The sequence below is a fragment of the Acinetobacter rongchengensis genome (genome assembly GCF_003611475.1).
Classification (GTDB): Bacteria; Pseudomonadota; Gammaproteobacteria; order Pseudomonadales; family Moraxellaceae; genus Acinetobacter; species Acinetobacter rongchengensis.
Genome location: NZ_RAXT01000005.1, coordinates 14951 through 40796, shown reverse-complemented (window position 1 = coordinate 40796; position 25846 = coordinate 14951). Strand labels below are relative to the sequence as shown.

23 protein-coding genes and 1 riboswitch are annotated in these 25846 nt (G+C 38.1%); of the genes, 10 read left to right on the top strand and 13 right to left on the bottom strand.

Annotated elements, in window-relative coordinates; all coding sequences use genetic code 11:
* Positions 1-37: 37 nt before the first annotated feature.
* Both D7V20_RS04515 and D7V20_RS04510 read right to left on the bottom strand, forming a co-directional pair.
* Entirely contained in the window at positions 38-1840 is a 1803-nt protein-coding gene (locus tag D7V20_RS04515; protein WP_120383142.1) for an acyl-CoA dehydrogenase C-terminal domain-containing protein, read from the bottom strand.
* Between the two features lie 293 nt (positions 1841-2133).
* A complete protein-coding gene (locus tag D7V20_RS04510; RefSeq protein ID WP_120383141.1) occupies positions 2134-2769 on the bottom strand; it encodes a hypothetical protein in 636 nt (211 codons plus the stop codon).
* Between the two features lie 136 nt (positions 2770-2905).
* On the opposite strand from D7V20_RS04510, the gene baeS reads away from it, so the two are divergent.
* Together baeS and D7V20_RS04500 are read left to right on the top strand one after the other, a co-directional pair.
* The gene (gene baeS, locus D7V20_RS04505) at positions 2906-4576 is read left to right on the top strand and encodes a sensor histidine kinase efflux regulator BaeS (protein WP_120383140.1); all 1671 of its coding nucleotides are present in this window, start codon (positions 2906-2908) and stop codon (positions 4574-4576) included.
* Between the two features lie 15 nt (positions 4577-4591).
* Entirely contained in the window at positions 4592-5278 is a 687-nt protein-coding gene (locus D7V20_RS04500; protein WP_120383139.1) for a response regulator, read from the top strand.
* 243 nt (positions 5279-5521) lie between these two features.
* Here D7V20_RS04500 and D7V20_RS04495 read toward each other — a convergent pair whose 3' ends face one another.
* Together D7V20_RS04495 and D7V20_RS04490 are read right to left on the bottom strand one after the other, a co-directional pair.
* Complete coding sequence (locus D7V20_RS04495) at positions 5522-5902, bottom strand: MmcQ/YjbR family DNA-binding protein (protein WP_120383138.1); 381 nt, start codon at positions 5900-5902, stop codon at positions 5522-5524.
* Positions 5903-5934: 32 nt separating this feature from the next.
* Positions 5935-6534 carry a L,D-transpeptidase family protein gene (locus D7V20_RS04490; protein WP_120383137.1) on the bottom strand — a complete coding sequence of 200 codons (600 nt, stop codon included), beginning with the start codon at positions 6532-6534 and terminating at the stop codon, positions 5935-5937.
* A gap of 409 nt (positions 6535-6943) precedes the next feature.
* On the opposite strand from D7V20_RS04490, the gene D7V20_RS04485 reads away from it, so the two are divergent.
* Together D7V20_RS04485 and D7V20_RS19830 are read left to right on the top strand one after the other, a co-directional pair.
* Positions 6944-8359, top strand: coding sequence for a hypothetical protein (locus D7V20_RS04485; RefSeq protein ID WP_120383136.1), 1416 nt, complete (start codon positions 6944-6946; stop codon positions 8357-8359).
* Positions 8360-8384: 25 nt separating this feature from the next.
* Positions 8385-9482, top strand: a complete 1098-nt coding sequence (locus D7V20_RS19830; protein ID WP_328588405.1) for a porin family protein — start codon at positions 8385-8387, stop codon at positions 9480-9482.
* Positions 9483-9677: 195 nt separating this feature from the next.
* Here the strand turns inward: D7V20_RS19830 and D7V20_RS04475 are convergent, their stop codons facing one another.
* From D7V20_RS04475 to D7V20_RS04450, 6 genes are all read right to left on the bottom strand, one after another.
* Positions 9678-11120: a protein adenylyltransferase SelO gene (locus D7V20_RS04475; protein ID WP_120383135.1), complete on the bottom strand. Its 1443-nt coding sequence runs from the start codon at positions 11118-11120 to the stop codon at positions 9678-9680.
* 77 nt (positions 11121-11197) lie between these two features.
* A complete protein-coding gene (locus D7V20_RS04470; RefSeq protein ID WP_120383134.1) occupies positions 11198-11527 on the bottom strand; it encodes a DHCW motif cupin fold protein in 330 nt (109 codons plus the stop codon).
* Between the two features lie 74 nt (positions 11528-11601).
* Positions 11602-12765 carry an acyl-CoA desaturase gene (locus tag D7V20_RS04465; RefSeq protein WP_120383133.1) on the bottom strand — a complete coding sequence of 388 codons (1164 nt, stop codon included), beginning with the start codon at positions 12763-12765 and terminating at the stop codon, positions 11602-11604.
* Positions 12766-13093: 328 nt separating this feature from the next.
* Positions 13094-13816 (bottom strand): glycerophosphodiester phosphodiesterase, encoded by a 723-nt coding sequence (locus D7V20_RS04460; RefSeq protein ID WP_120383132.1) that lies wholly within the window; start codon positions 13814-13816, stop codon positions 13094-13096.
* Between the two features lie 662 nt (positions 13817-14478).
* Positions 14479-15063 carry a cob(I)yrinic acid a,c-diamide adenosyltransferase gene (locus D7V20_RS04455; protein ID WP_120383131.1) on the bottom strand — a complete coding sequence of 195 codons (585 nt, stop codon included), beginning with the start codon at positions 15061-15063 and terminating at the stop codon, positions 14479-14481.
* A gap of 94 nt (positions 15064-15157) precedes the next feature.
* The gene (locus D7V20_RS04450; protein ID WP_120383130.1) at positions 15158-17068 is read right to left on the bottom strand and encodes a TonB-dependent receptor plug domain-containing protein; all 1911 of its coding nucleotides are present in this window, start codon (positions 17066-17068) and stop codon (positions 15158-15160) included.
* Positions 17069-17092: 24 nt separating this feature from the next.
* Positions 17093-17296, bottom strand: a riboswitch (cobalamin riboswitch).
* A 138-nt stretch (positions 17297-17434) separates the two neighbouring features.
* On the opposite strand from D7V20_RS04450, the gene D7V20_RS04445 reads away from it, so the two are divergent.
* The 6 genes from D7V20_RS04445 (at position 17435) to D7V20_RS04420 (ending at position 23189) form a co-directional block, all read left to right on the top strand.
* Positions 17435-18085: a phosphoribosylanthranilate isomerase gene (locus D7V20_RS04445; RefSeq protein ID WP_120383129.1), complete on the top strand. Its 651-nt coding sequence runs from the start codon at positions 17435-17437 to the stop codon at positions 18083-18085.
* Positions 18069-19322: a tryptophan synthase subunit beta gene (gene trpB, locus D7V20_RS04440; protein ID WP_120383128.1), complete on the top strand. Its 1254-nt coding sequence runs from the start codon at positions 18069-18071 to the stop codon at positions 19320-19322. The genes D7V20_RS04445 and trpB overlap by 17 nt, the downstream gene beginning before the upstream one ends.
* A 411-nt stretch (positions 19323-19733) precedes the next feature.
* Complete coding sequence (locus tag D7V20_RS04435; RefSeq protein ID WP_120383127.1) at positions 19734-20243, top strand: DUF1543 domain-containing protein; 510 nt, start codon at positions 19734-19736, stop codon at positions 20241-20243.
* Positions 20244-20318: 75 nt separating this feature from the next.
* Positions 20319-20861, top strand: coding sequence for a GNAT family N-acetyltransferase (locus D7V20_RS04430; protein ID WP_120383126.1), 543 nt, complete (start codon positions 20319-20321; stop codon positions 20859-20861).
* 206 nt (positions 20862-21067) lie between these two features.
* Positions 21068-22711, top strand: coding sequence for a nitrite/sulfite reductase (locus tag D7V20_RS04425; RefSeq protein ID WP_120383125.1), 1644 nt, complete (start codon positions 21068-21070; stop codon positions 22709-22711).
* Complete coding sequence (locus D7V20_RS04420; RefSeq protein ID WP_120383124.1) at positions 22704-23189, top strand: DUF934 domain-containing protein; 486 nt, start codon at positions 22704-22706, stop codon at positions 23187-23189. The genes D7V20_RS04425 and D7V20_RS04420 overlap by 8 nt, the downstream gene beginning before the upstream one ends.
* Positions 23190-23271: 82 nt before the next feature.
* Here D7V20_RS04420 and D7V20_RS04415 read toward each other — a convergent pair whose 3' ends face one another.
* From D7V20_RS04415 to D7V20_RS04405, 3 genes are all read right to left on the bottom strand, one after another.
* On the bottom strand, positions 23272-23889 hold the full coding sequence (locus tag D7V20_RS04415) for a rhomboid family intramembrane serine protease (RefSeq protein ID WP_120383123.1): 618 nt from the start codon (positions 23887-23889) through the stop codon (positions 23272-23274).
* 98 nt (positions 23890-23987) lie between these two features.
* Positions 23988-24428, bottom strand: coding sequence for a VOC family protein (locus D7V20_RS04410; RefSeq protein ID WP_120383122.1), 441 nt, complete (start codon positions 24426-24428; stop codon positions 23988-23990).
* A gap of 169 nt (positions 24429-24597) precedes the next feature.
* On the bottom strand, positions 24598-25773 hold the full coding sequence (locus D7V20_RS04405) for a thiolase family protein (RefSeq protein ID WP_120383121.1): 1176 nt from the start codon (positions 25771-25773) through the stop codon (positions 24598-24600).
* Positions 25774-25846 lie beyond the last annotated feature (73 nt).

The window sequence follows — 25846 nt, the reverse complement described above, 5'->3', positions numbered from 1 at the left end:
AGGGTACAGTTTTTTAAGATTACTTTCTAAAATTGAATTAGAAAGCAAAATCTTCAGCATCTAATGCCATCAATGGATCTAGGCCACCAGCGATCACATCTACATGTGAACGTACACGTGGTAAGATTTTCTTGAAGTAGAAGTTTGCTGTTTTAAGCTTAGCATTATAGAAAGCAGCATCTGTAGTACCTTCAGCTAATTTTTGCTGAGCCACAAGTGCCATACGAGCCCATAGGTATGCAAGTGTGACATAACCAGAGAAGTATAGGTAATCTACAGCTGCAGCGCCCACTTCATCAGGATTTTGCATTGCTCTCATACCAATCTGCATTGTCAAATCACCCCACTCTTTGTTTAGAGCAGCAAGTGGTTCAACAAATGCTTTCATGTCAGCATTGTCTTTGTTTGACTCTACAAATTTATGAATAATTTTTGTGAAGTCTTTTAACATTGCGCCTTGAGTTTGAAGGACTTTACGACCTAACAAATCAAGTGCTTGGATTTCAGTTGTACCTTCGTATAAGCAAGAGATACGTGTATCACGTACAATTTGCTCCATACCATGCTCAGAAATAAAGCCGTGACCACCAAACACTTGAACACCGTGTTTCGCAGATTCAGAACCTGTTTCAGTTAAGAATGCTTTTGCGATTGGTGTAAGAAGTGACAGCATGTTGTCTGCTGTTTTACGTTCTTCTTCAGTAGCGCCTTGTTCAACAATATCGGCATATTGAGACAAGAAGTAAACCAATGCACGACCACCTTCAGCAAATGCTTTTTGAGTCATGAGCATGTTGCGAACAGCAGGGTGAACAATAATTGGATCTGCTTCTTTTTCTGGTGCTTTAGGGCCAGAAAGTGAACGCATTGCTAAACGATCTTTCGCATATGCAAGTGCACCTTGGAATGATGCTTCAGAAGCAGTCAAACCTTGAACAGCGGTACCAATACGTGCAGTGTTCATGAATGTGAACATTGCATTTAAACCTTTGTTTTCAGGTCCGATCAAGAAACCTTTTGCACGATCAAAGTTGATGACACAGGTCGCGTTACCGTGGATCCCCATTTTGTGTTCAATCGAACCACAACGCACGCCGTTACGATCTGAAATAGACCCGTCTGCATTGACGTTGAATTTAGGCACGATGAATAGAGAAATACCTTTAGTACCTTTTGGAGCACCCGGTAAACGTGCAAGAACGATATGGATGATGTTATCCGCCATGTCGTGTTCACCAGCAGAGATAAAGATTTTCTCGCCAGAGATTGCAAAGCTACCATCTGCATTTGGTTCAGCTTTAGTACGGATAATACCTAAGTCAGAACCTGCGTGAGATTCTGTTAAACACATGGTACCTGTCCATTCACCTGAAACAAGTTTCGGTAAATAAAGCGCTTTTTGCTCAGCAGAACCGTGGTGCTCAATGGTACGTACTGCACCATGAGAAAGACCAGGGTACATACCCCAAGCCCAGTTTGCAGCACCAACCATTTCAGAAATAGCTGTACCTAATGAACCAGGTAAGCCTTGACCACCATGTTCTTCAGAAACAGATAAAGATGGGAAGCCTAATTCTACATATTTGTCATAGGCTGCTTTAAAGCCTGTAGGAGTCGTCACAACACCATCATTCCACGTACAACCTTCACGATCGCCGACTTGGTTGAGTGGAGATAATTCGTTTTCACAGAAATCAGCACCAGCTTCTAGGTATTGATCGACCAATTCACGGCTTACGACATCTTTGTATGCAGGGAGTTTTGCGTAATGTTCTTCAGCATTTAATAATTCATGCAAAACGAATTGCATATCACGTAAGGGTGCTTTGTATTGTGGCATATCGGTTTCCTCAATACTGGTTAGACCAGATTTATAATCCTAATAAATACGATGCGTGTCTTCGGTGACACATATTTGCTGTATTACATCGTGCTACATCTTGTAGTCACGTACAAGTATTTGATGGTTAATTCTCTGTGACTGTAAAGTCAAAGAAAAATAGCTTGAATATTGTAAGTGCTTTGAGTGTAAACACTTTTAAAAGAAAAATAAGCGCACACATAGTCAAAATCGTAAAAAGATATGTCCAATAAAAAAGGTGCTAAAAAGCACCTTTGTAAGAAAATATGAAATTATGCTTTAGGAGGCATAACTGGTACAGACGGCATTTTATTCTCTGCGTTGAACTGAGGTTGGAACTTCACGACACATTTACCATCTAAAAGTTTATCACCCAATTTTACTTGGATTGCTTTACCATCAGGTTGTCCTACACAAGACTTTTGTACCGCTTCCCATTGCGCTTTACGTTCAGCTCTTTTTTGTTCAAATTGCTGTTGAATTTGAGCACGTTGTTCTTCCGTCATATCTTTCATACGTGGTCCATCATGACGCATCATACGACCATGTTCTTTATCGCCATGAGCAAAATCACGTTTCATTTCACCCATCGCTTTACGGTCAGCTTTGAAAACGATGTTACAAGTACCTTCTAGGGTTTTATCGCCTGCTTTGACTTGAACTGTTTGTCCAATCGTTTTGCCATCACATGCTTTTTGCATTTGCTGGCGCATTTCTTTATGTTGTGCGCGCATTTGCTTCATTTGTTCACGTTCTTCAGGAGACATTTTGTGGTGATGACCACGATGTTCACCCATCATGTGCCCTTGATGATCTTCTTTAGGCCCTTGGGTTGATTGACACGCAGTTAATGCCCCCATGCTTAAAAGGCTAGCTGTAACCAAAGCGATTTTTGTCATAGTTTTCATTGTGGTTCTCCAACGATTTTTTTAGGTTCTGTCGATGCGTTAAAGATTAAATAATAATGATGTAGAAACAATGGAGAGTATTTTGATTGAGTGTTGAGTACAATGTTGAAATGAGAAGAAAAATGAGAGATCAGTTTTGAAAATACGCCGAGTCCCCATAGCACTGCGTCTTTTTCTTACCGTGTTGTTAACCACGTTGTTGATTACGACGGTCAGTTTAAGTGTTTTGCATTGGACGATGCAGAAAAATTTTGCCAAATATGTTGCTGATGTTGAGATGCAAAAACTCGATCATCTGATTGAAAATTTGGCAGATGTTTATGGTGTTTATCATGACTGGGGCAATGCTGTTCAAGCACAAATTCTTCAAATTGAAGGGCAGGCTGCACCTGACGATTATGATAAATTATCACGTTGGTGGTTACGCCGTCAGTATGATATTGCTTTGCAACAGCGTTATTTCAAAGAACATACCATGCTCAATCCAGTTGAGCAAAATATGGGGACGCTTCCTAAAAAACAAATTGATCTCGATGAATTAAAAATTTTAGAAGAAAACTTACCATCAGCTTACCAACCTTTTGAGGGGTTGAAGTTTCCGCTCAGTTCAAATGAGGGCTTGTTTAGACCACCTGATAAGAACGCTAAGAATAATAAACCACCTAATATGATTTCTACTGAACAAAGAGAGGGAAAGAAACGCTTTATTTCTATGCCTGACCGTTTAGGACTGAGTTCACGTCTGTCTTTATATGATGTGAAACATCAGTTTGTCTTAGGAGAGCCTTCCGATGATCAAGTGTCTTATCGCCCGATTACAGTGAATGATAAAATTGTGGGTTATTTGGGTTTAAAACCTGTTTTGGATCAAGATGATGCTTTAAGTATTAATTTCTTTAGTAATCAAAAACGCTATTTAGTTTTAATTTATATTCTCAGTTTTTTAACGAGTTTAGTTGCAGCATTATTACTGGCAACTTATTTTAAAAAGCCGATTCAGCGTTTACTGGATGCAACACGTGAATTAACCAAAGGTAATTTTCAGCATCAAGTGATGGTCAATCGTAATGATGAACTTGGTGATCTATCCACGGAAATCAATCAACTTGCGACGATCCTCGATCAGCATGAAACTTCACGTCGTCAATGGGTTGCAGATACTTCGCACGAACTCAAAACACCATTAGCAGTATTACAAGCTCAAATTGAAGCGATGCAAGACGGGATTCGTAAACCGACACCTGAGCATTTTGAGGCCATGCTAAGACAAGTCACCAGTTTGAAAAAACTGACTCAGGATTTAGCCGATTTAGCACAAGCAGAAGCACAACAATTGAAATGTTATTTTGCTGAAATAGATCCGTGGTCTGTGGTTTTACAAGAGATTGAAAATTTTAAACCTAAATTTGAACAGGCAAATCTATCGATTTCTGCTACAGGCCAAGGTGCAAAATTACAATTAGATATAGATCGCTTTAAGCAAATTATGGTCAACTTGTTTAGTAATAGTATTCGTTACACTGAAGCGGGTGGTGAAGTTCAAGTGCATACCGAACAAGATGATCAATCATGGAGTGTGATTGTCGATGACAGTCCATTTGGTTTGAGTGATGAGCAAATAGCCCGTTTGGGTGAACGTTTCTATCGTGTTGATGATTCACGAACTCGCAGTACAGGTGGTACAGGGTTAGGTTTAGCATTATCAGGTAAAATTGCACAGGCTTTAGGTGGTCAACTCACGTTTGATCATTCACCTTTAGGTGGTTTGCGTTGCAAACTGACATTTTCAAAACATATAAAGAGTTAAAAGGAAAAGCACAACATGAAACATATCATGCTGGTAGAAGATGAAGTTGAACTTGCGCAATTGGTACGAGATTATCTTGAGGCGGCAGGTTTTGAAGTCAGTATGTTCCATGATGGTCAGGAAGCATATGATAGCTTTTTACAGCGTAAGCCAAGTTTGATGGTCTTAGACTTGATGGTGCCTCGTATGGATGGTTTAACCATCTGCCGTAAAGTGCGTGAACAAACTGACTTACCGATTATTATGGTGACAGCACGTACAGAAGAGATTGACCGTGTTCTTGGCTTAAATATGGGGGCAGATGATTATGTGTGTAAACCATTTAGCCCAAAAGAGTTGGTGGCTCGTGTACAAGCAGTGTTGCGCCGTTTAGAACGTAAAGCTGAACCTGAAAGCAATGATCTATTTCGAATTGATAAAGCACAACAACGTATCTGGTATCAACAAAAGTCGTTGAATTTAACGCCAACTGAATTCCGACTATTAGAGCTTTTCCTCGAACATTTAGGACAAGTCTATTCTCGTGCGCAACTTTTAGACCACATTAACCCAGACAGTTTTGATGTTGCTGACCGTGTTATTGATAGTCATATCAAGAACTTACGCCGTAAAATTTCGGATGCAGCAGAAACAGGAAATCGCCATGAATGGGTACAAGCAGTTTATGGTGTAGGTTATCGTTTTGAATATCCAGAAGATTAACTTTTCATCATTATTTGTTTTGGATTGTGGATAAACACAGGTTTATCCACAGAATTTGTGGGTAAAAGTGAATAACTCTAAAATTTATTGTTGAATAAATGGACATATAAACAGTAGTTTATTTTTTTATTCTAGTTGGTAATAGGTTTTTATCTGATTATCTATCTAATAAAAGTAATTTTAGATTAAGAATGCTGACATCATAATGGTTTTATTTAAGTCTGCTTTTTATTCTCAATCACTTTATTTAATTTGACGGTGGATGTCTAAGACCTGTTTTTGTGCTTTAGTCAGTTTATTAACAACCAACGCATAAGAGCTTTGTACTAAATCCTCAATCAATTCAGGTGTGATGAGTTCTCCTGCATAAATTGTAATCCAATGTCTTTTATTCATATGATAGCCAGCTCGAATAGATGGATAAGCGTCTCGTAACATTTCACCATCATCAGGTTGAACTTTTAAATTGATCATTTTATTCCCCTGCAATGAAGTGCTGAGCATGAACATTTTATCCATGATTTTAATCACTTTGATGTCTTCACCAAAAGGGTAATCCAGTTCTGCCTTTGGCATTTTCAGTGCAATGGTAATTGCTAATTTTTCTATTTCATCACCTGTCATGACATTCTCATTCTATTTGGATTAACAATAGCTTATGGATAAATCGTAATGATGGTTCCATCATCGACCAAGTTCCATATTTCATCCATATCGACATTTCTAACAGCGATACAGCCCCATGTCCAATCATTGCGTGGTAAATAGCGCATTAAACTGGGCAATTTTTGTATCTGTGCGGTAGTTGCAGAACCATGAATCATAATATCACCTCCCGGAGAAACGCCGAGTCGTTGTGCTTTTTTTTGATCTTGTACATTTGGATATGATACATGTAATGATTTATAAAACACGCTGTTGGGGTTTCGCCAATCTAAAATATATTGCCCTTCAGGTGTTTTACCATCACCTTCCTGAACTTTATGTCCAACAGGGGTAAAACCCAAACGGATTGGATAAGTTTGAATGGTTTGATCACCATGCATTAGTTTTACCAGTCGTTCGGTTTTATAGACTTTTACTTCACTAATCGGTGTGGTTTGACGGATCTTTTTGATTTGCTGATCAGTAAAATTCTGTACCTGAATGCTTGCTTCTGCTGTCGGGATAAAGTGATTAAACTTTTCATAGATTAGCGTAGCCGAAAGAATCAGTGTAAGAATGACGATACTGAAAAAGATATATTTCTTATTCATTGTTACTGATAATTATATAAAAACATGTATTGTATAAATTTTATTCATTTTAAATGTAAAAGCTGTAGTTGATTTGTGATTGTGGATTTATCCTGTGGATAAACACATGGTTATCCACAGAATTTGTGGGTAAGTCTAATCGATCGTTGAAATGGTATGGATGACATTTAAAATTATAATAGATGAATATTTTATGAATTCAGTGGTTATTGATATCGTTGATTTTATAAAAAAATTGAATGAATTTTATACCTTTTAATTGATTGGTTTATCTAAGTATATATTTTTAAAATAATTTTAGTGATTTATTCATATTTTTGTTGAAACTATGTGAATTACAATATATTTTGAGCAAGCTTTATATTTACGAAAAATTACTTTTTATATATTCATAACAAAAGGGTATCTCATGTTATTTAAAAAAACATTACTGGTGATTATGTGCAGTTCTGCTTTAGTTGCCTGCGGAGGCGGTGGCTCATCTGGTGGTGATAGTTCATCAAATGGCGGTGCAACAGGAGGAGGTAGTGTCACTACACCTGTTTCAGATTTGGACAAAGCAAAACAATTGATTGCAACAACCAAAGCAATTATTTCATATTATGATGGTTTTCAAGATATTGCGGATAATTATAAAGCACCAGTCGAAGTGATCAATAATACTGCTTCTGATTTAGGTCGTGCCGCTGATATCGTGACTACGCTTGCGGAACTTGCTATGGAAGACGCACAAGGTCAAACTAAGCAATACAGTGCGGCTGAATTAGAGCTATTGTTAAAACAGGATGCGATTAAAAATCAATATCCTCTAGGATATGACGTAAAAAATAATACATTACAGATTCAGGTAACCAGTAGTTCAATTAAAGTCACAGGTTCTGCTGATGTTGCATACTGGGATGAATTTAAAGAGCCAAATGCATGGGATTGGGATAACCCAGATTGGTTGACCAATAAAGAAAACTTTGTTTATGCAAACCAAGCCAAAGTAAACGTGACCAATCTTGTGCTTGAAGCTCCTTTTATTGCAAATCAAAGTACTTATAATTTTAAAATCGCCAATGGTGGTGCGATTGAAGTAATCAATGCGGCACAGCAAAAGGCTAAATTTAGTTTTACTGCAGACAGTACGGCTAAGTTGGTACATCCAGTTTCCAATACTTTGGAAAATCAAGAGACTTTGCCAAATCAAGCGTCTTTACAATTAAAAGGTTTAGTCTTTGAAAGTGCAGATGTAAAAGCAACATTGAGTGAAGTTTCATCTTCAGCCAAAACGGTTAAGTTCTCTAATGGTCAATCCACAATTGAACAATTAATCCCATCTGAGCTGGTTTTAAAAGGTCAGGTTTCATATTTACAAGAAGTATTGGATCTTGATGCAAGTATTAAACTCAATAATGATTTATCAAAAGTCATTGATATTAGTGCGGGTCATGAAACTGCGCTTAATTTTATTAATGCTGATTTAGCCGTTAAATTGTCAGGTAAATTAAAAGGTGCGAATGCAACGCCGACGCCATTTAGTCTTAATGTGACTGCCAAACGTGCTGAATATTTAAAAGGTACTGCAAATGTTGCCGTTGCGGTTGATAAAAATGCATTGAATATTGAGTTTGTTTCACAAGATATTACTCAAGAAAAACCTGTGGTCAGCAGTGTGATCAAGCATGAAAATGGTGCATTTGTTCAAATTGCGGATATTCAAAAGTTTAATACGGTTGATGTAAAAGTCGGAACGACAAGTTATGGGACAATCAGCAAAAATTCTTCAGAGCAATATGTTGTGAAATTTATTGATGACACCGTTGTTTATATCACTCCATAACTTAGACTTGTGAGAAGAGGACAGCATGCGCTGTCTTCTTTTATATGAAATGAATAAAAATCTTATATTTCTAACCTTGCTTCCTAGCGTATGTGTTGCAGAAAAATCGGCACAGTTTTCATTGAATGCAGAATTGTATAGCGATCCTGTTTCAGTCCATGCCTTTTTGAATGATTGGGATAGCCCACATTTGGAAAAGGGCAAGAATGCCTTTGCTTCGGGCAAAATGAAACTTGAAACGCAACAAGATCACTGGACGATCGGTTGGGTATGGTCTTATGACTACCAATTACGTTTTAGTGAAGACATGGCAAAATTATATTATCAAATTCAAAATGATCAGCTTATCGATGCGAATTCAAGTTATGCATTGGAATTAGAAGCACAACATGTCGATACCGTTGGAACACGATTTGGCTATGATTGGGATATTCACCCCAATTGGACTGTTGTGACTGGGGTAACCGCACTGATCGGGCGTCATTATGTTGATGGCACATTTCAGGCACGTGGTCAAACCACAAATATGCCTGAACTGATGGATCGAGTCAGTTGGTTGAACGGTCATTTGAACTATAGTTATGATGAGCCTGCATTAAAAGAAGATGAATTGGGTTGGAATGGCAAAACGGATAAGGGCTATGGCTATGCCTTGGATTTTGGCTTAAAAGGTAAAATTGGCAAAAATTGGGATCTTTATTTTCAAGCTGAAGATGTTTTTAGCTATTTGTATTGGGACAATGCACCATTTACAAAATATAGTATTACCTATGATCAGAACAGCCGCCCACGTATGGATTTGTCTGGACAGTTGAGTAAAACCAAGCAATATAAACAAAAATTACCGTTTAAAATCAATTCTGAAATTACCTATACATCCGATGTAAACCCTTGGAGTATTAGTCTCAGTGGTTTTTCAAACCAGTATTTAACTTTGGCGCAATTGAATGGCTTTTGGCAGACTACACTACTCAAATACGGCATACATATAGAGCCACAGACACATTCTTTAGGTGTATCTGTACAGCATAAAAACTTCGGTTTGAAATATTTGACAGATGATTTAGCCAGCAATGATGCCCACCGTTTTAGTACGTATTTATATGGCCAATATTTTTGGTAATACAGCTTTTAAAAAACTGATTTTTAAAATAAATAAGCGATTAAAAAAGCGTGCTTTTCGCCCTAATGCTGATCAGTTAAGAGTAACTTTTGATTATTGATACTCCCTCCTTTGAAAAAGGTGAGGAGCATGCTCCGCAAGGGGATGGATTTAAAAATGCTTAACTGATTGACATTAGGTTATTCACTGGCATTTTTAAGATGAACAACTGACCATCACCTCTGGAACATCACTTGGTAATGGCGCTAAATCTTCTGATTTTTCTAAATCAGCTTGTTTGATAAATGGCTGACTGAGTAATTTAAATAAACGTTCTACTTCTGAAAAATCACCACGTTCCGCCAGTTCAATGGCTTTCTGTGCCATATGATTACGCAAGATATAAATAGGATTGGCTTTAAACATTTCAGCATCAAGCACCTCAGTATCCTGATTTTCACGAATACTTTGATATTGTGTGAGGAATACTTCGAATTGATGACGATCCAAACAATCATCTTTTATCGCTTCATATTGCTTATTCTGTAAGCGAATAAAGCTGTCTGTGTAATCGAGCTGTTCAGATTGCATCACTCTTAAAAAAGCCATAGCACAATCGAAACTGTCTTTATGGAAGCTTGGAAGCCCCATTTTTTGACACAGTCCCAACGTATAATGTTCTAAAAATGTCGGTTCAAACTGTTCTAAGCATTCAACTAAATCTTGTTTAAATTGCTCTTTTTCTTCTGTTTTGGCCAATGGCACTAAGTTGTTTAACCAGTTCCAAAGATTCCAATGTGCAATACTCGGTTGATTTTGGTAAGTATACCGCCCATTGTAATCACTGTGATTATTGATCCAATTGGGACGGAAACGCTCCATAAATCCGTAAGGGCCAAAGTCCAAAGTTGAGCCTGTGATATTTAAATTATCGGTATTCATTACACCATGTGCAAAGCCGACCAATTGCCACTTGGCAATCATGATTGCTGTGTTTTGAATGACTTTATTGGCAAAAGCGACAAGAGGTTTTTCAGCCTCTAAACACGCTGGATAGTGCCATTCCATACATTTTTGGGTGAATTCATTCAATAAATCAGGTTGGTATTGATTAATCCATTCAAAATGTCCTAACCGAATATGACAATCGGAAGTGCGTAACATCATTGCACCTAATTCCAATTTTTCACGTTGTACGCCTTGTGTAGATGTGGTGAATCCAACGGCATTACTTGATGGCACGCCGAGTGCATTGAGCGCATGACCTGCCAAATATTCACGGATCACGGAACGTAGTACGGCACGACCATCTCCCATGCGAGAGTAGGGGGTTGAGCCTGCACCTTTTAAATGTAAGTCAATGGTTTGACCTTGTTGATTTAAAATCTGAGCAATCAGTAAGCCTCGACCATCACCCAATTGACCCGCCCATTGACCAAATTGATGACCGGCATAGACCATCGCCAATGGATGAAATTCAGGAAAGGTTTTTTGTCCGCTACAAATTTCAATCCATTGTGCTTTTTCATCTTCTGACCATTGCAACTCATTGGCTAGAGCGGTATTAAAATGTCCAGCTTTAGCGCCTTTAAGCGGCACTGGCATTTGTTCATGGTAAAGCTTTGAATTGAGTGATGGATAACGTGAATTGAAATACATAGTAGTTGATCACAATCGAGTAGGCATGACCTTTCCAATATAACAAAGTTTTATTGCTATGGATAATTCCAACTTTTTTAGTCAACAATAAACAATTTTGCCCCTATCGAAGTTGACGAACAATGTGCTTCCGCATGATCTGCGACTTGATAACTCATTCCAGCAGTTAGTGTAAATATTCTTCCATCTTCAAGTTCAGTGCGTAATTCACCTTCTAAGCAGAAAAGAATATGTCCCTTACTACACCAATGATCGGCTAAGTAATCCTTTGAATATTCAACAATTCGGACTCGTATATCATCAAATTGTTGGGTTCGCCAAAGTGCATAACCTTGTTCGCCTTCGTGGCGTGTGGTTGGGATTTCAGTCCAATTGGTAATGCCAAAGGGGATATTGTTAAGGTTCATTTTATTCTCATTTTTTAAAGATTCAGGATAAAAGAAAAGCCCCTTTCGGAGCTTTTCAATTTATTTAAATTTGATTAAGAAACCACGTTCTTTTTAATACCGCGCATCAAGGTTTCTAAACGTTCACGGTGGAAAGCTAGCTTTTGTTCAACCAATTGGAAATCAACTTTTAACTTCACATCCATTTGGTGGATTTTTTCAGCAACAGAGGCTTTTTTGGCTTGAAGCTCTTGTTCTTTCAATGAAGCCCAATCGTTTAGGGTATGGGTAAATGCTTCATATTCTTGAGCAACTTTTTGTTTCATTGCCATGATATCGGCACTTACATCATGTCCATAAATGGCAAGATCTTGTTGCGCATATTTAAACTTCATCGCCAATTCAGCCTTTTTAATATTGAAGTTTGGAATACGGCGCAGGTTTTTGGCTAAACCGACTTTAGAACATGACCAAATTAACCATTTTGTCGGATCATACTGCCACCATTTCACACCGTTACGATAGTCGTATTGGAAAATGTGGTGATAGTTATGATAACCCTCGCCCCAAGTTGCGATAGCGAGAATAAAGTTATCACGTGCAGTATTTTCGTCAGTATAAGGACGTTTGCCCCACATATGGCAAAGTGAGTTAATAAAGAATGTTACGTGGTGGCTGATAATTAAGCGTAATAATCCGCCTAACAATAAAACACCCCACATATCACCGACAGCCCAACCTAGAGGGATTAAGATTGCAGCATGAACAACAATCACCAGTGGAATGTAATATTTGTCCTGAAACATCACGACTTTATCATTCAATAAATCGGGTGCATTTTTATAGTTCTTTTCAGAAGATGGGTAGTTACGCAACATCCAACCAATATGCGCAAACCAAAATCCATTATTAATTGAATACGGATCTTGCTCGACGTCATCTACATGACGGTGATGAGTACGGTGACCTGAAGCCCAAAACAAAATACTATTTTGAACTGCAAATGTACCCATGATCATGAGAATGATTTTGAGTGGCAATGTCGCCTCATAAGCACGGTGTGCCCATAAACGATGATAGCCAGCAGTAATACCTAGGCTACTGAAACCAAGTAAAACGAATAAACTAATCCAAGCCGCCATACTAAAATCATGATGGTAGGCATATAAAGGGATCGCAATCACGGCAATGATGGGTAGTAAAACCAATGCAAAGACACCGATCCAATTTATTGGGGCTTTGGGTAGGGGAGCATTCATCTCCAACAGCACTCCTAAGAACCTTAATTAGGTAAAATAATTAGGTAAAATCGAAAGCATAGCTTCAGTATTTTTCTAGGCTATACAGTCGTGGATATTAGCATGAGCGAACAGATGTTCACTAGTATTAGTGTACATCTGTATTGTATAAAACAGTAACAGAATAAAACATGAATTTTATCGATTTAATCGGAAAAAAAGAATGGTTCAAAAGTCGTATTTCATTGTCAAAAATGTGTAAAAAACTGAGTACACATGCTATGTCTATTCTTTAATTCTAAATTGTTGATTCTAAATAATAATAAACCAAGAAAAATAGTGATTTATGTTATTTAGTTTGTGCAAGCCCCAATTGCATCATTTTAGGAAAATCTGTAATCAAGCCATTGATACCCAAATCACGTAAATGTTGAGCGCGTTCAAGTGCATTGACGGTCCATACACTGACATTTAAATTGGCTTTTTGGGTGGATTGAATGATCTCATCTGTTGCCAATTGATTCATCCAGCCGATTTGGCAGCATTCTAAGGCTAAAGCCTGTTCGATGGCTTTTTCTCCGATATCTTTTTCGATCAGTAAACCATGTTTGAAATGACTGTTTTGTTGAAGAAGTGCTTGATGAATTTTCAGGTCAAAACTGGTGATGACCGCTGTATTTTCAAAACCTAATAATTGTTTTTGTAATTCAATCACTATTTTTTCAGCGTGTTGTGCTGTTTCAACTGCTTTTACTTCAACTTCAATATGTTCAAAATCATGCATGATTTTCAAACTTTGAGTTAGGCTTGGGGTAATTTGTTTTTCCCAATCTATCCAAATATTGGCTTGATCATAAGGTTCAAGTTCGGTGCTGTCTAAATCATATAAGGTTTGGTCTATTGCTGTGGTTCTGAGGAAGTTGTCATCATGCATGATAATGAGTTCATCATCTTTTAACTGTCGGACATCAAACTCAACTGCACGAATGCCTAAATCGCGGATATATTGAAATCCACCCAACGTATTTTCAGGTGCTTCGCCACGTGCGCCACGATGTCCAATGATTCTCATATTTCACTCAGCTTTTTGGGTCGTATTTATTTAATTTAAACGAGTTGTGATGAATTTAGAAATAAATTATAAAACGAGGATGTTTAGAATTAATTTAATGTCAGTTCAGGATAAACTCTAATGTAAGTTATTGAAAAAAATGATCATGTGTAGCGGAGTCTTACCGTTTAAAGTCAGATGTAAGGATTAACCTTCGGTTCGACCTACTTTTCTTTCGGGAAAAGTAGGCAAAACCATTTGTCAGTCGCCAACTCGACAGATACTATCAAGTACCAAATATATCGCAAAAACAGTACATTACAGATGTAGCCCTGCCTCGAACAATGCGACTGACGTTTCCGCGTATCATATAGTTGGGCATATATCTTATCCCGAGCTCAGATTATTTTAGATTTAACTATAAATTGTGTTGAAAAGTCTATTGTTTTAGAAAAGCAAAACCACCGTTGGTTGGATATCCTGCTTCACTTCAAAGTATTGAATGGGATTGAAACCAGAACAAAACTAGACCAACGGTGGTTGATAATCGTCTACTGCAACAGCATAAGCAGTTGCTTTCTTAACTTTTTATTCGATCAAACAGTTATTTTATAGATGATTAAATTCAGGTTGTTGTCTAATCATGAGCATACTTTGCTCAAGACTCATCTATAAAAATGCCTTTAAATCGTTTCATTGATGTTCTTTTGCCACAAAACTTCACTGCCACCTTCGGCGCGTTGTAAACTGCGTGATGCAACGAATAACCAATCCGATAAGCGATTAAGAAGTTGTAATGCTGTTGCTTGAATATTTTGATCCCGGCTATGTACAGTCATTAGGCTGCGTTCTGCACGACGACATACAGCACGTGCTTGATGCGCATAACTACAAACCAATGTCCCTGATGGTAAGATAAATTCTTTGAGCATTGGTAAGTCTTCATTTAGACGGTCAATATCTTTTTCAAGGAATTCCACGCACACGGGTAGTAGCAAGTTATAGTTTGGAATGCAAACCTCACCACCCAAATCGAAAAGCCAATGCTGAATGAGACTGAGTGAATTGTCCCATTCCAGTTTTTCTGCCTCGAGGATAGTACTTGCTGTAATTTGAGCACGAAGTACGCCAATAATAGCGTTTAATTCATCAACATCCCCCAATGCAGCTATACGAAGGTCATCTTTGGCGACACGAGAACCATCACCCAGTCCCGTTGTTCCTGAATCACCTGTACGTGTATAAATTTTGCTTAAACGATGGCCCATAATTTTTCCTGTGCTGAAGAATGAAAAAAGGATAATGTCGGTCAAAACATTATCCATAAACTGCGCTGTTTTAAAATTTTTTCGAGTCTAGGTTTTAGTAACGGAACGTTACCCCAGCCGAAGCAAGACGACCACCATTGATGTAATAGTAACCATTGCTATATGAGGTTGTTTTATATTCAACATCACCAATATTTTGAATGTTGGTGAATAGTTTTACGTTTGGATTGATATTCCAAAATGCATTTACATCGACTGTAGCATAGCCTGAGACTTTACTATTCTTCGGTTTAGATTTAGCCGAGAGTGAAGTACTAATGCCATAGACTTCGTTTTGGATACCTGTGGTTAAGGTTAAACTTTGACGTGAACGACGTGCTAAGTCTTTATCCGTTTCTTTGTCTTTAGGTTGTACATAAGCATATGAAAGGTGAGTGAATAGTTCATCACTAGCCCAATCCAAATTAAACTCTCCGCCTGTAAATGTGGCTTTTTTCACATTGTACAATCGACCTTCATAAGTGACTGGATCAGTCACATAAGTAATCAAATCATCGACTTCATTGCGGTATGCAGATAGTCCCATACTGAAGTTATCTGTAATTTTTTGGTCAAGACCAACTTCATAGGAAATACTTTCTTCAGGTTTTAGATCAGGATTACCCCCCCAACTCAGTGCATATAAGTCATTATTGGTTGGCGCACGGAATGCTGTACCAATATTGGTATAAATACTAGTCATTGGTAGGATTTGGTAACGTGCAGCGGCTTGACCAACTGTATGTGTACCAAAAGTTTCATGATCTTCTACACGTAAACCCAATTGAGTATGTAGTTGATTAGATTGATATTGGTGTTGTACAAAATAGCCTGTGCTATCAACACTTTCATCATAATCTACGCCATAAAAACCACTGCCTGAAAGCACATCAGACTTTACATTTTTAGTGGCAACACCTGCTAAAATATTCTGCGTCGGGGTAAATTGCCACTTGCTATAAAGTTCAGCTTCTTTGGTGGTGTTGTAAATTGCATCATGAGAATCATTTTGCTCTAAGTCATCTTTAAATTGTGACAAACGCGCATTGATTGAAAGGCTGTCATTAACATTGACACGACCTTTGACATTAATGATTTCATTTTTAAAATCTTGAGAAACGTTTTTTAAACCAATCAAGTGCCAATTGGCATCATTAACACCATCAACATACATTGCCGTACCTTGATTCTGTGAATAATCTACAGATGCAGCATATTGTTCTTTTTCAACACCGAGCTTTGCGCTAAAACCTTTTTGGTCGTATGCGCCTGCTTTTACATTGGCATCTTTAAAATCGGTTACTTGTGTACCATCAGATTCGAGTCTTTGGCCTCGAACTTGTGCATAAACGCCATTTTCAGCGAGATCTGCACCAACCACAGATTTATACGTGTTGTGTTCACCTATTTCGCCAGTCACAAAAGCACCTGTTTTTTCAGGTGTTTTTGAAACAAGTTGTACAACACCACCAATTGCATCTGTTCCATATAAAACGGATGCAGGGCCTTTTAATACTTCGATTTGTTTGATATCTGTTGTATCAATAAATGCAAGTGATGCAGAACCCGCAGAGCCTGTATTCAAACGAACGCCATCACGTAATACTAGGGTATGCGTTGAGTTTGTACCACGGGTAAAGATAGAGGCAGCTTGACCATAACCACCGTATTGCATCATATCGATGGAAGCATCACTCATGAGTAAATGAGGTAATTCAGCAATTGGCGATTGTTCTAAAATTTGCGGTTCAATAATTGAAATACGTGCAGGAACATTTTCAATTTTTTCTTCAGAGCGTGTGGCTGTGATTACAATAGTATCAAGCTGAGATTTTGCTTCTGAATTTGAAGATGTTGTTTCGGCAAAACCAGTAGAAGATAGCCCCATCGCAATCGCGATAGCACCTACAAGTGTCGTAGGCTTAAAAGCTGAAAGTTTATAAAAACCAGACATGATATGCTCCATACATTCACTCCCCGTGAATGATTGAGTTAAAGGGCACAACAAGCAGGTATCCGGACTCAAATATAGAATCAATTTCGATTCAAATTATTCCACCTTCCCACAAAAATTGCAGTGGTGTAAATCCTCAGATTTATAAAGAATAATTGTTCATTTTACCGTTGCGGGGGCAGTGTTGGATTTGCACCAACTTCCCTAAGCCTAAGCTCGACTCGTTGCATTTGCGCGCAGTATAAAGTCAGATTAGGAATTAAACAATGTTGAATAGAGAATCCTGTTGAACTTTAACGCAAGTGAACAAAATTGCATTACAATGATTCGCTTAAATTGATTTAGATTCGTGAATGACACTGAATTAGAGTGATGAATATGCGTACTCGTGCCAAAATCTGTGGAATTACACGCCCACAAGATATTCAAGCCGCTGTTGAAGCTGGGGCAGATGCAATTGGTCTCGTATTTTATGAACCTAGCCCACGCAATGTATCGATTGAATTGGCAAAACAATTGGCCCAATTGATTCCAGCATATGTCAATATTGTGGGATTATTTGTTAATACAACACCTGAACACATTGCACAAGTTTTAGATCAAGTTCCCTTAGATATTTTACAGTTCCATGGCGATGAAACGGCTGAACAGTGTCAACAGATTGCACAATATAATCGACGCCGTTGGTATAAGGCGATTCAGGTCAAACCAGATTTAGACAATTTAGAAATTATTCAGACAATTCGGCAATATCAACAAGCAGGAGCAAGTGCTATGCTGTTAGACGCATGGCATCCTGAACTCAAAGGCGGAACTGGACACAGCTTTGACTGGACACAATTCCCCAAACTCGATATTCCTTTGATTTTGGCAGGTGGTTTAAAACCTGAAAATGTTGAAGAAGCTATACAAATGACTCAAGCGTATGCGGTTGATGTCAGCGGAGGTGTAGAATCCGCAAAAGGTATTAAAGACCAACAACTCATTGAAAAATTTATGCAAGGAGTCCAACGTGGATCAGCAAAGTAATCAACAAGATAATTTACAAGATCAAGTGATTGACTATACCCAATACCCAGATCAAAACGGGCATTTTGGTATCCATGGCGGACGTTTTGTGTCAGAAACTCTGATGGCTGCTTTAGAGGATTTAGAAAAACTCTATTTTCGTATGAAAGATGATGCTCAGTTTCTGGCAGAATTCGACCGTGATCTTGCCTACTATGTAGGTCGTCCTAGTCCTTTGTATTATGCTGAGCGATGGTCAAAAGAGTTGGGTGGTGCGCAAATTTACTTAAAACGTGAGGACTTGAATCATACAGGTTCGCACAAAGTGAATAACACTATTGGTCAGGCATTGCTTGCAAAGCTTTCTGGGAAAAAACGTATTATTGCTGAAACAGGTGCAGGGCAACATGGTGTTGCAACGGCAACCATCGCAGCACGTTTAGGTCTTGAATGTGTTGTGTTCATGGGTGCAGAAGATGTGAAACGTCAAGCAATGAACGTTTATCGTATGCGTTTGTTGGGTGCGACTGTTATTCCTGTGGAAAGTGGTTCTAAAACATTAAAAGATGCCATGAACGAAGCGATGCGTGACTGGGTGACAAATGTTGATTCAACTTATTATGTGATTGGAACTGTTGCAGGACCGCATCCGTACCCGCAATTGGTTCGTGACTTCCAATCGATTATTGGTCGTGAAGCACGTAAACAAATTCAGGAGCAAGCGGGTCGTTTGCCTGATGCTTTAGTGGCATGTGTGGGTGGTGGTTCAAATGCCATGGGCTTGTTCTACCCATTCTTAAATGACCAAGATGTGAAAATGTATGGTGTTGAAGCTGCTGGCTATGGTATTGAAACAGGTAAACATTCTGCTCCATTAAATGCAGGCCATGTTGGGGTTTTACACGGCAACCGTACTTATTTGATGTCTGATGCGCAAGGTCAGATCATTGAAACACATTCAATTTCAGCAGGTTTGGATTATCCTGGTGTGGGCCCTGAACATAGCTTCTTGAAAGATATGCATCGTGTTGAATATGTGCCGATCAATGACAATGAAGCTTTACAAGGTTTCCGTGATTTAACCCATATTGAAGGCATTATTCCCGCACTAGAAAGTTCGCATGCCATGGCTTATGTCACTAAACTGGCACCAACCATGTCTAAAGATCAAATTATTATTGCGACTGTTTCAGGTCGTGGTGATAAAGATTTGATGACTGTGGCACGTATTGATGGTGTGGAAATGGTGGAGATGTAATTGTTTTGGATGGGGGAGATTGATTTTTTTGAATATCAATATATTTAAATAGAAATCCCTCCCAGCCTCCCTTTAAAAAAGGGAGGAGACCTAGGGTTTAGAGGAATAACAAATTTGTTATCACAACTAGACTTCTTGTTGCACAAGTCGAGTTGTGATAAACATTTATTTATAATGGAGAAGTTCACTCTCCTTTTAAAGGATGAGCGTTATTACGCGCAAGAGGGTGAGGATTTATATGATAAATCTCTCTCATCCTAACCTTCTCCCTGAGCCATATATATGGTGCAAGAGAAGGAACGCTCAATATTAATTTTCGATCATTTTTGATTTTTCTAAGATATCTATTCCATCTAAGTCAGTATTAAAAAATATTTCTAATCAACAAAATGCAATTGATTGAGCTAAAAAATGTCTAGTTTATTTATCGTAATGTTAGGTGGTCGCCATGCACGTGCTAATACTGAAGTGCACGATGTTGTACTTGCGGTAGGGGATTCGCTTGAAGAGATTTTTCCTCAACTCAAAAGTGCATGGTTTGGTGAGCAAAAAGGTCTGCATATCGATGCATGGGCAAAGTTACAAGGTTTAACTTTTGAGCATAAAAATTATCAAATTCATTTTAGCAATGCGCAACCCAATCCAGCAGATCAAAAATTGTGGCTCATCAATTTAGGTGGTTATGATGCACGTGAATTTGGTGAGCTGCATCGTTATGTTCTTGTTGTTGCTCAGAATTCAATTGTCGCAAAGGAAAAGGGGAAACAGTATTTTGCGGCACATTGGCAGAAACAACATACCGATCGAGTTTTGGAAGTAGATGACTGTATTGCCATTGATCATGTTCATGGACGTTATGTGCAATTGGTCGAAGGTACTTTTGCTGAAGGCGTTTGGGAAAATACCTATTTGCAAATTTAAAAAGCAATAACAACGCATTGATTGGTCAATGTGCTGAAAGTAGATCAATAAAAATTAAATCATGGACTTTGAAAAATGAATGTTGAGTTTGTTGATGAAATTGCATTAGATATAGCAACAAAATCACACATTGCAGACTTAATGAAAGTGTGTTTTCCAGAAGAAGATTTTCATGGCCGACATTATTTTAAGCAATTACCGCATTATCGATTATTACTTAAAAATAAAAACCAACTGATTGGGCAGCTAGGATTGGATTATCGTGTCATGACTTTAAACGGTGAACCGATCAATGTACTTGGCGTTATCGACTTCGCAATACATCCACAATTCCGCAATCAAGGTCGAGCTGCTCAAATGCTGAATGAACTGGAACAATTGGCACATAAATTTCGGACAAATATCGATTTTCTATTCCTCGTGGCTGATCAGCATGATTTTTATCGAAAATTTGGTTTTGAATTAACCGCTCAACATGTACGATGGTTAGTCACGGAAGAACATATTAACTATGGTATGAAAGAAGGTTTCTTTGATCATTGTTTAATGTATAAACAAATTGGGTCAAAACCATGGGTAGAAAATGGTAATTTAGATTTGATGGGTTATTGGTATTAAATGCTTATCACATAAAGATATAAGCAATCAATAAATACATCAATACATGAATAAAAATAGTTATTCCGCTGAAAGCTTTGTAAATTCAATCGTTATATGATGCTTATCAATAAAATCGCTATTAAATATGTAAAAAACGCATTTCGTTGATAGGTCAAATCTCGTTATATTGTGCATCGTTATAATGAAACTACTAGCTGTACGCCATGTATTTATATACTGATTTCGATCAGCAACTGATCAATGAACGTGTTGCACAATTCCGTGATCAAACGGAACGTTATTTAGCGGGTAAACTCACTGAAGATGAGTATCGTCCATTACGCCTACAAAATGGTTTATACGTACAACGTTATGCACCAATGCTACGTATTGCCGTACCTTATGGTCTAATGAATTCAAACCAACTTCGTAAAATTGCAGAATTGGCAAAAGAGTTTGACCGTGGTTATGCACACGTTTCGACACGTCAGAATATCCAATTTAACTGGCCTGCTTTGGAAAATGTACCTGACATGCTCGCAGAACTTGCTACAGTTCAAATGCATGCCATTCAAACTTCAGGTAACTGTATTCGTAATACTACAACTGACCAATATGCAGGTGTTGTTGCAGGTGAAATAGCAGACCCACGCCCTACATGCGAATTGATTCGTCAATGGTCAACTTTCCATCCTGAATTTGCATTTTTACCACGTAAATTCAAAATTGCAGTTTCTGCACTGGAAGAAACGGATCGTGCTGCGACTTCATTCCACGATATTGGAGTATATATCGTTAAAAATGAAGCGGGTGAAATTGGTTATAAAATTAAAGTCGGTGGTGGCTTAGGTCGTACACCTGTGATTGGTAGTTTTATTCGTGACTTCTTACCACGTGAAGATTTGATTGCTTATCTTGAAGCGGTTCTTCGTGTATATAACTTACATGGTCGTCGTGATAATAAATACAAAGCACGTATTAAAATTTTAGTGAAAGCATTAACGCCTGAAGTGTTTGCTGAAAAAGTAGAAGCTGAATTTGCTCATACGATTCAGACTTTAAAAATTCAGCCTGAAATTTTGAAAAAGTTGGATGAAGAATTCACACCATTCGATTATCAAGATTTACCTGATGAAAACTTTGATGCTTTATTTGCAACTCATCCAAAGTTCAAACACTGGTTCAACATCAACACCAATGCACATAAAGTGAAAGGCTATCGTATCGTTACGATTTCACTTAAACGTGCAGGTATCGCACCTGGTGATATGTCTGTTGAAGAAATGAATTTGATTGCTGATCTTGCAGACAAATATACATTTGGTGAATTGCGTACGACGCATGAACAAAATATTTCACTGGTTGATGTTCCGCAGAAAGATTTATTCGAATTGTGGCAAATCCTTGAAAATAACAACATGGCACGTGCGCATATTGGTTTTATTACCGATATTATTTGCTGCCCTGGTGGTGATTTCTGTTCTTTGGCAAATGCAAAATCAATTCCGATTTCAGAAGCAATCTCCCGTCGTTTTGATGATTTAGACACTGTTTATAATCTAGGTCATATCGATTTGAATATTTCAGGTTGTATGAATGCCTGTGGTCATCACCATGTCGGTAATATTGGTATTTTGGGTGTAGATAAAAAAGGCGCTGAATTTTACCAAATCACTTTAGGTGGAAATGCAGACCATGATGCCTCAATTGGTGACATCTTAGGGCCTTCATTTGCAGCAGAAGTTGTACCCGATGTGATTGATGAAATCTTGAATACTTACCTTGATTTACGTACTGAAGGTGAGGAATTTATCGAAACTTATCGTCGTGTCGGCATTCAACCCTTTAAGGAGCGTGCATATGCTTAATACAGCACTTCAAGTCCTCTCTAAAGATGGCGAAATTGCAGACAATACTTATCAAATGATGAGTGAAGAGGGTGTTTTACCGCAAGGTGACGTGGTTTTATTGGTTGATCAATTGGATCAAATTGCCAATATTTCAGGTAAAAAAGCATTGTATATCACTGTTGATGCTTCACCAGAAGTCAATCAATTTCCACTAGACCAACTTGATGCAATCTTTATTGAGTTTGCAGGTTTTAATGACGGTCGTGGTTATTCTTTTGCAGCTTTGTTACGCCGTCAGGGTTATCAAGGTGAACTTCGTGCAACAGGTGATATTTTTAAAGATGTTTTAAATTATTTAAAACGTTCAGGTTTTGATACCTTTGTTGTAAAAGAAGGCAAAGATATTCATGAAGCTGCTGCGGGTTTAAATGATTTTAAAAATCCGTATCAGGCTTCTACAGCAGTTGCTCAGGCAAGTTATCAGACAGGTGCTTGATTTTGTTAAGCTGATTTTTAAGCAAATTATGAAAAGCTGGACTTGAGTCCAGCTTTTTTTGTATTTAGATAGGTGATTCTATTTAAAATAATGGCGTATCAATAAATTTATAAAAGAAAGCTGCGCCGAGTGATGGTGCAAGCAGAATTGGAAATAAGAAACCATAAACGGCACCGGCAATATGAGCTCGGTGGTCGATCAATGGAGAATGCCCTGAACGAATCGCATACATGCTATAGCACAGATAAATTGTTCCAAAAATAATGGCAGGAACAGGGATAAAATAAATATAAATCATTCCCCAAGGATCAAATAAAATGGCACTGAAAAGTACAGCATTGACTGCACCTGATGCACCTAAACTACGGTAAGAATTTAAGTTTCGATTGTGTAGGTAACTTGGAATAGCAGCCACAATAATGGCACTACAATAGAACAAGACAAAACCCATACCACTTAAATAGTCACGAAAGAACCATTCAATACTTCGCCCGAAGAAATAAAGTGTGAACATATTAAAGAAAAGATGCACACCATCATTATGAATAAAACCGTGTGTCAGGAACCGGTCATATTGACCATGTTTAATGGCTGAAATATTAAAAATTAAACGATTCATGATATTACGATGCTGCCAAGCGGCAATAGAGGTCAGAATCGTGATGAGAATAATCAGAATAGTATGTGTAAGGCCGGTCATCGTCTTGTTATAAATGTTGTTGAAATATGCAATGCAATATAACCTAAATGATTGCTTTTCAATAGGCTATATTGCATTTCGGGAAAATGATTAAAAAACTATTCAGCCAATAATTGGCAATTGACCATCCATTTCACACCAAATTGATCGGTAAAAGCACCATATAATGCACCCCAAAAGGTATTGTCTAGCGCCATTTCAATTTCACCATTGACAGACAACGCATTGAAAAGACGACGAGCTTCATCTTCTTCATGTGGATCTAAATTGATGGAAATATAATGGTTGTTGCCTTTGGTGAAAGGTGCGTTATTTGGGGCGCAAAATTGTTCTGAAACATCTGAACCCATGAGTACTGTAAAACTATTTATTGGCAAAGATACGTGGAGAAGGTAATCTTTTTCTTTTTCAGAAATTTGAGCATCAGGAAGTTCTGAATAACGTTTGAAAATCAGAAACTCGCCACCAAACACAGACTTATAGAAGTTAAAAGCGGCTTCAGTTTCACCTTGAAAATTTAAATAGTGATTGAGGTGCATGCTAAAAATCCATTTTTTGTTTTGAAGAGAATAATCTAGCAGTTCGTTGCTTAAAATTGATGGATCTTTTGTAATTGAAAATAAAAAAATCCTCCAATCAATGGAGGATTTTGATGCCCTATCTTAAACAGCAGATTAGGGTGGAATTCTAATGAATTATAGACACTTTTTATAAAATTTCGATTGCTACTGCTGTTGCCTCACCACCACCGATACAAAGTGCAGCAATCCCTTTTTTACCACCAGTACGTTTTAATGCATGGATTAGAGTCAAAATAATACGTGAACCTGTAGAACCAACAGGATGACCAAGCGCACATGCGCCACCATTGATATTGACTTTCTCGATATCTAATTTGAAGTCATCAATTGGGCACATGGTAACCATTGCAAATGCTTCATTGATTTCCCAAAGGTCTACATCTTGAGCATCCCAACCCGTTTTGTTTAAAACTTTTTGGATTGCGCCAACTGGAGCAATAGTGAACTCAGAAGGGTGTTGTGAATTTGATGCATAAGCAACGATTTTAGCAAGAGGTTTTAACCCTTTTGCCGCAGCATGATCTGCAGATGTTAGAACTAGTGCTGAAGCACCATCAGAAATTGAACTTGCATTCGCCGCAGTAATTGTTCCATCTTTAGCAAAAGCTGGGCGTAAAGTTGGGATTTTTTCAATATTGGCATTGAATGGTTGTTCATCTTTATCAACAATCACATCGCCTTTACGCGTAGATACCGTAACAGGTGTGATTTCGTCTGCAAAATAACCTTCTGTAATGGCTTTTTGAGCACGTTGTAGTGAACGAATCGCAAAATTGTCCATCTGTTCACGGCTATAACCACGAGTGTTTGCCATATCTTGCGCAAATGAACCCATCAAACGACCTGTTTCAGCATCTTCTAAACCATCAAAGAACATATGATCTTTAACTTCACCATGACCCATACGGTAACCACCGCGAGCTTTAGGCAATAAATACGGTGCATTGGTCATTGATTCCATACCACCTGCAACAACGACTTCAGCAGAACCTGCTTTAATTGCATCGGCAGCTTGCATTACGGCTTTCATGCCAGAACCACACAGTTTATTAATCGTTACTGCGCCAGTAGAATCAGGAAGACCCGCTTTACGCATGGCTTGACGAGCTGGACCTTGCTTTAAACCTGCTGGAAGTACACAACCCATAATGACTTCTTGTACATCACTCGGTTGTAAACCAGCACGAGCAATGGCTTCCTTAATTGTCACAGCGCCTAAATCAGGAGCTGTAACATCCGCAAGGCTTCCTTGGAATCCACCCATTGCGGTACGTGCACCATTCACAATTACGATGTCAGTCATTGTTCTATTCTCCAATCAGTATTCTATGATTTTTTCAAAAACCTAAGCAGTATATAAAAAACTGATTCAGAAG

Excerpts from the sequence above, each read along its gene's own strand:
- D7V20_RS04515 (WP_120383142.1), bottom strand. The coding sequence starts at position 1,840 with ATGCCACAATACAAAGCACCCTTACGTGATATGCAATTCGTTTTGCAT.
- D7V20_RS04510 (WP_120383141.1), bottom strand. The coding sequence starts at position 2,769 with ATGAAAACTATGACAAAAATCGCTTTGGTTACAGCTAGCCTTTTAAGC.
- D7V20_RS04500 (WP_120383139.1), top strand. The coding sequence starts at position 4,592 with ATGAAACATATCATGCTGGTAGAAGATGAAGTTGAACTTGCGCAATTG.
- D7V20_RS04495 (WP_120383138.1), bottom strand. The coding sequence starts at position 5,902 with ATGACAGGTGATGAAATAGAAAAATTAGCAATTACCATTGCACTGAAA.
- D7V20_RS04490 (WP_120383137.1), bottom strand. The coding sequence starts at position 6,534 with ATGAATAAGAAATATATCTTTTTCAGTATCGTCATTCTTACACTGATT.
- D7V20_RS04485 (WP_120383136.1), top strand. The coding sequence starts at position 6,944 with ATGTTATTTAAAAAAACATTACTGGTGATTATGTGCAGTTCTGCTTTA.
- D7V20_RS19830 (WP_328588405.1), top strand. The coding sequence starts at position 8,385 with ATGCGCTGTCTTCTTTTATATGAAATGAATAAAAATCTTATATTTCTA.
- D7V20_RS04475 (WP_120383135.1), bottom strand. The coding sequence starts at position 11,120 with ATGTATTTCAATTCACGTTATCCATCACTCAATTCAAAGCTTTACCAT.
- D7V20_RS04470 (WP_120383134.1), bottom strand. The coding sequence starts at position 11,527 with ATGAACCTTAACAATATCCCCTTTGGCATTACCAATTGGACTGAAATC.
- D7V20_RS04465 (WP_120383133.1), bottom strand. The coding sequence starts at position 12,765 with ATGAATGCTCCCCTACCCAAAGCCCCAATAAATTGGATCGGTGTCTTT.
- D7V20_RS04460 (WP_120383132.1), bottom strand. The coding sequence starts at position 13,816 with ATGAGAATCATTGGACATCGTGGCGCACGTGGCGAAGCACCTGAAAAT.
- D7V20_RS04455 (WP_120383131.1), bottom strand. The coding sequence starts at position 15,063 with ATGGGCCATCGTTTAAGCAAAATTTATACACGTACAGGTGATTCAGGA.
- D7V20_RS04450 (WP_120383130.1), bottom strand. The coding sequence starts at position 17,068 with ATGGAGCATATCATGTCTGGTTTTTATAAACTTTCAGCTTTTAAGCCT.
- D7V20_RS04445 (WP_120383129.1), top strand. The coding sequence starts at position 17,435 with ATGCGTACTCGTGCCAAAATCTGTGGAATTACACGCCCACAAGATATT.
- D7V20_RS04435 (WP_120383127.1), top strand. The coding sequence starts at position 19,734 with ATGTCTAGTTTATTTATCGTAATGTTAGGTGGTCGCCATGCACGTGCT.
- D7V20_RS04430 (WP_120383126.1), top strand. The coding sequence starts at position 20,319 with ATGAATGTTGAGTTTGTTGATGAAATTGCATTAGATATAGCAACAAAA.
- D7V20_RS04425 (WP_120383125.1), top strand. The coding sequence starts at position 21,068 with ATGTATTTATATACTGATTTCGATCAGCAACTGATCAATGAACGTGTT.
- D7V20_RS04420 (WP_120383124.1), top strand. The coding sequence starts at position 22,704 with ATGCTTAATACAGCACTTCAAGTCCTCTCTAAAGATGGCGAAATTGCA.
- D7V20_RS04415 (WP_120383123.1), bottom strand. The coding sequence starts at position 23,889 with ATGACCGGCCTTACACATACTATTCTGATTATTCTCATCACGATTCTG.
- D7V20_RS04410 (WP_120383122.1), bottom strand. The coding sequence starts at position 24,428 with ATGCACCTCAATCACTATTTAAATTTTCAAGGTGAAACTGAAGCCGCT.
- D7V20_RS04405 (WP_120383121.1), bottom strand. The coding sequence starts at position 25,773 with ATGACTGACATCGTAATTGTGAATGGTGCACGTACCGCAATGGGTGGA.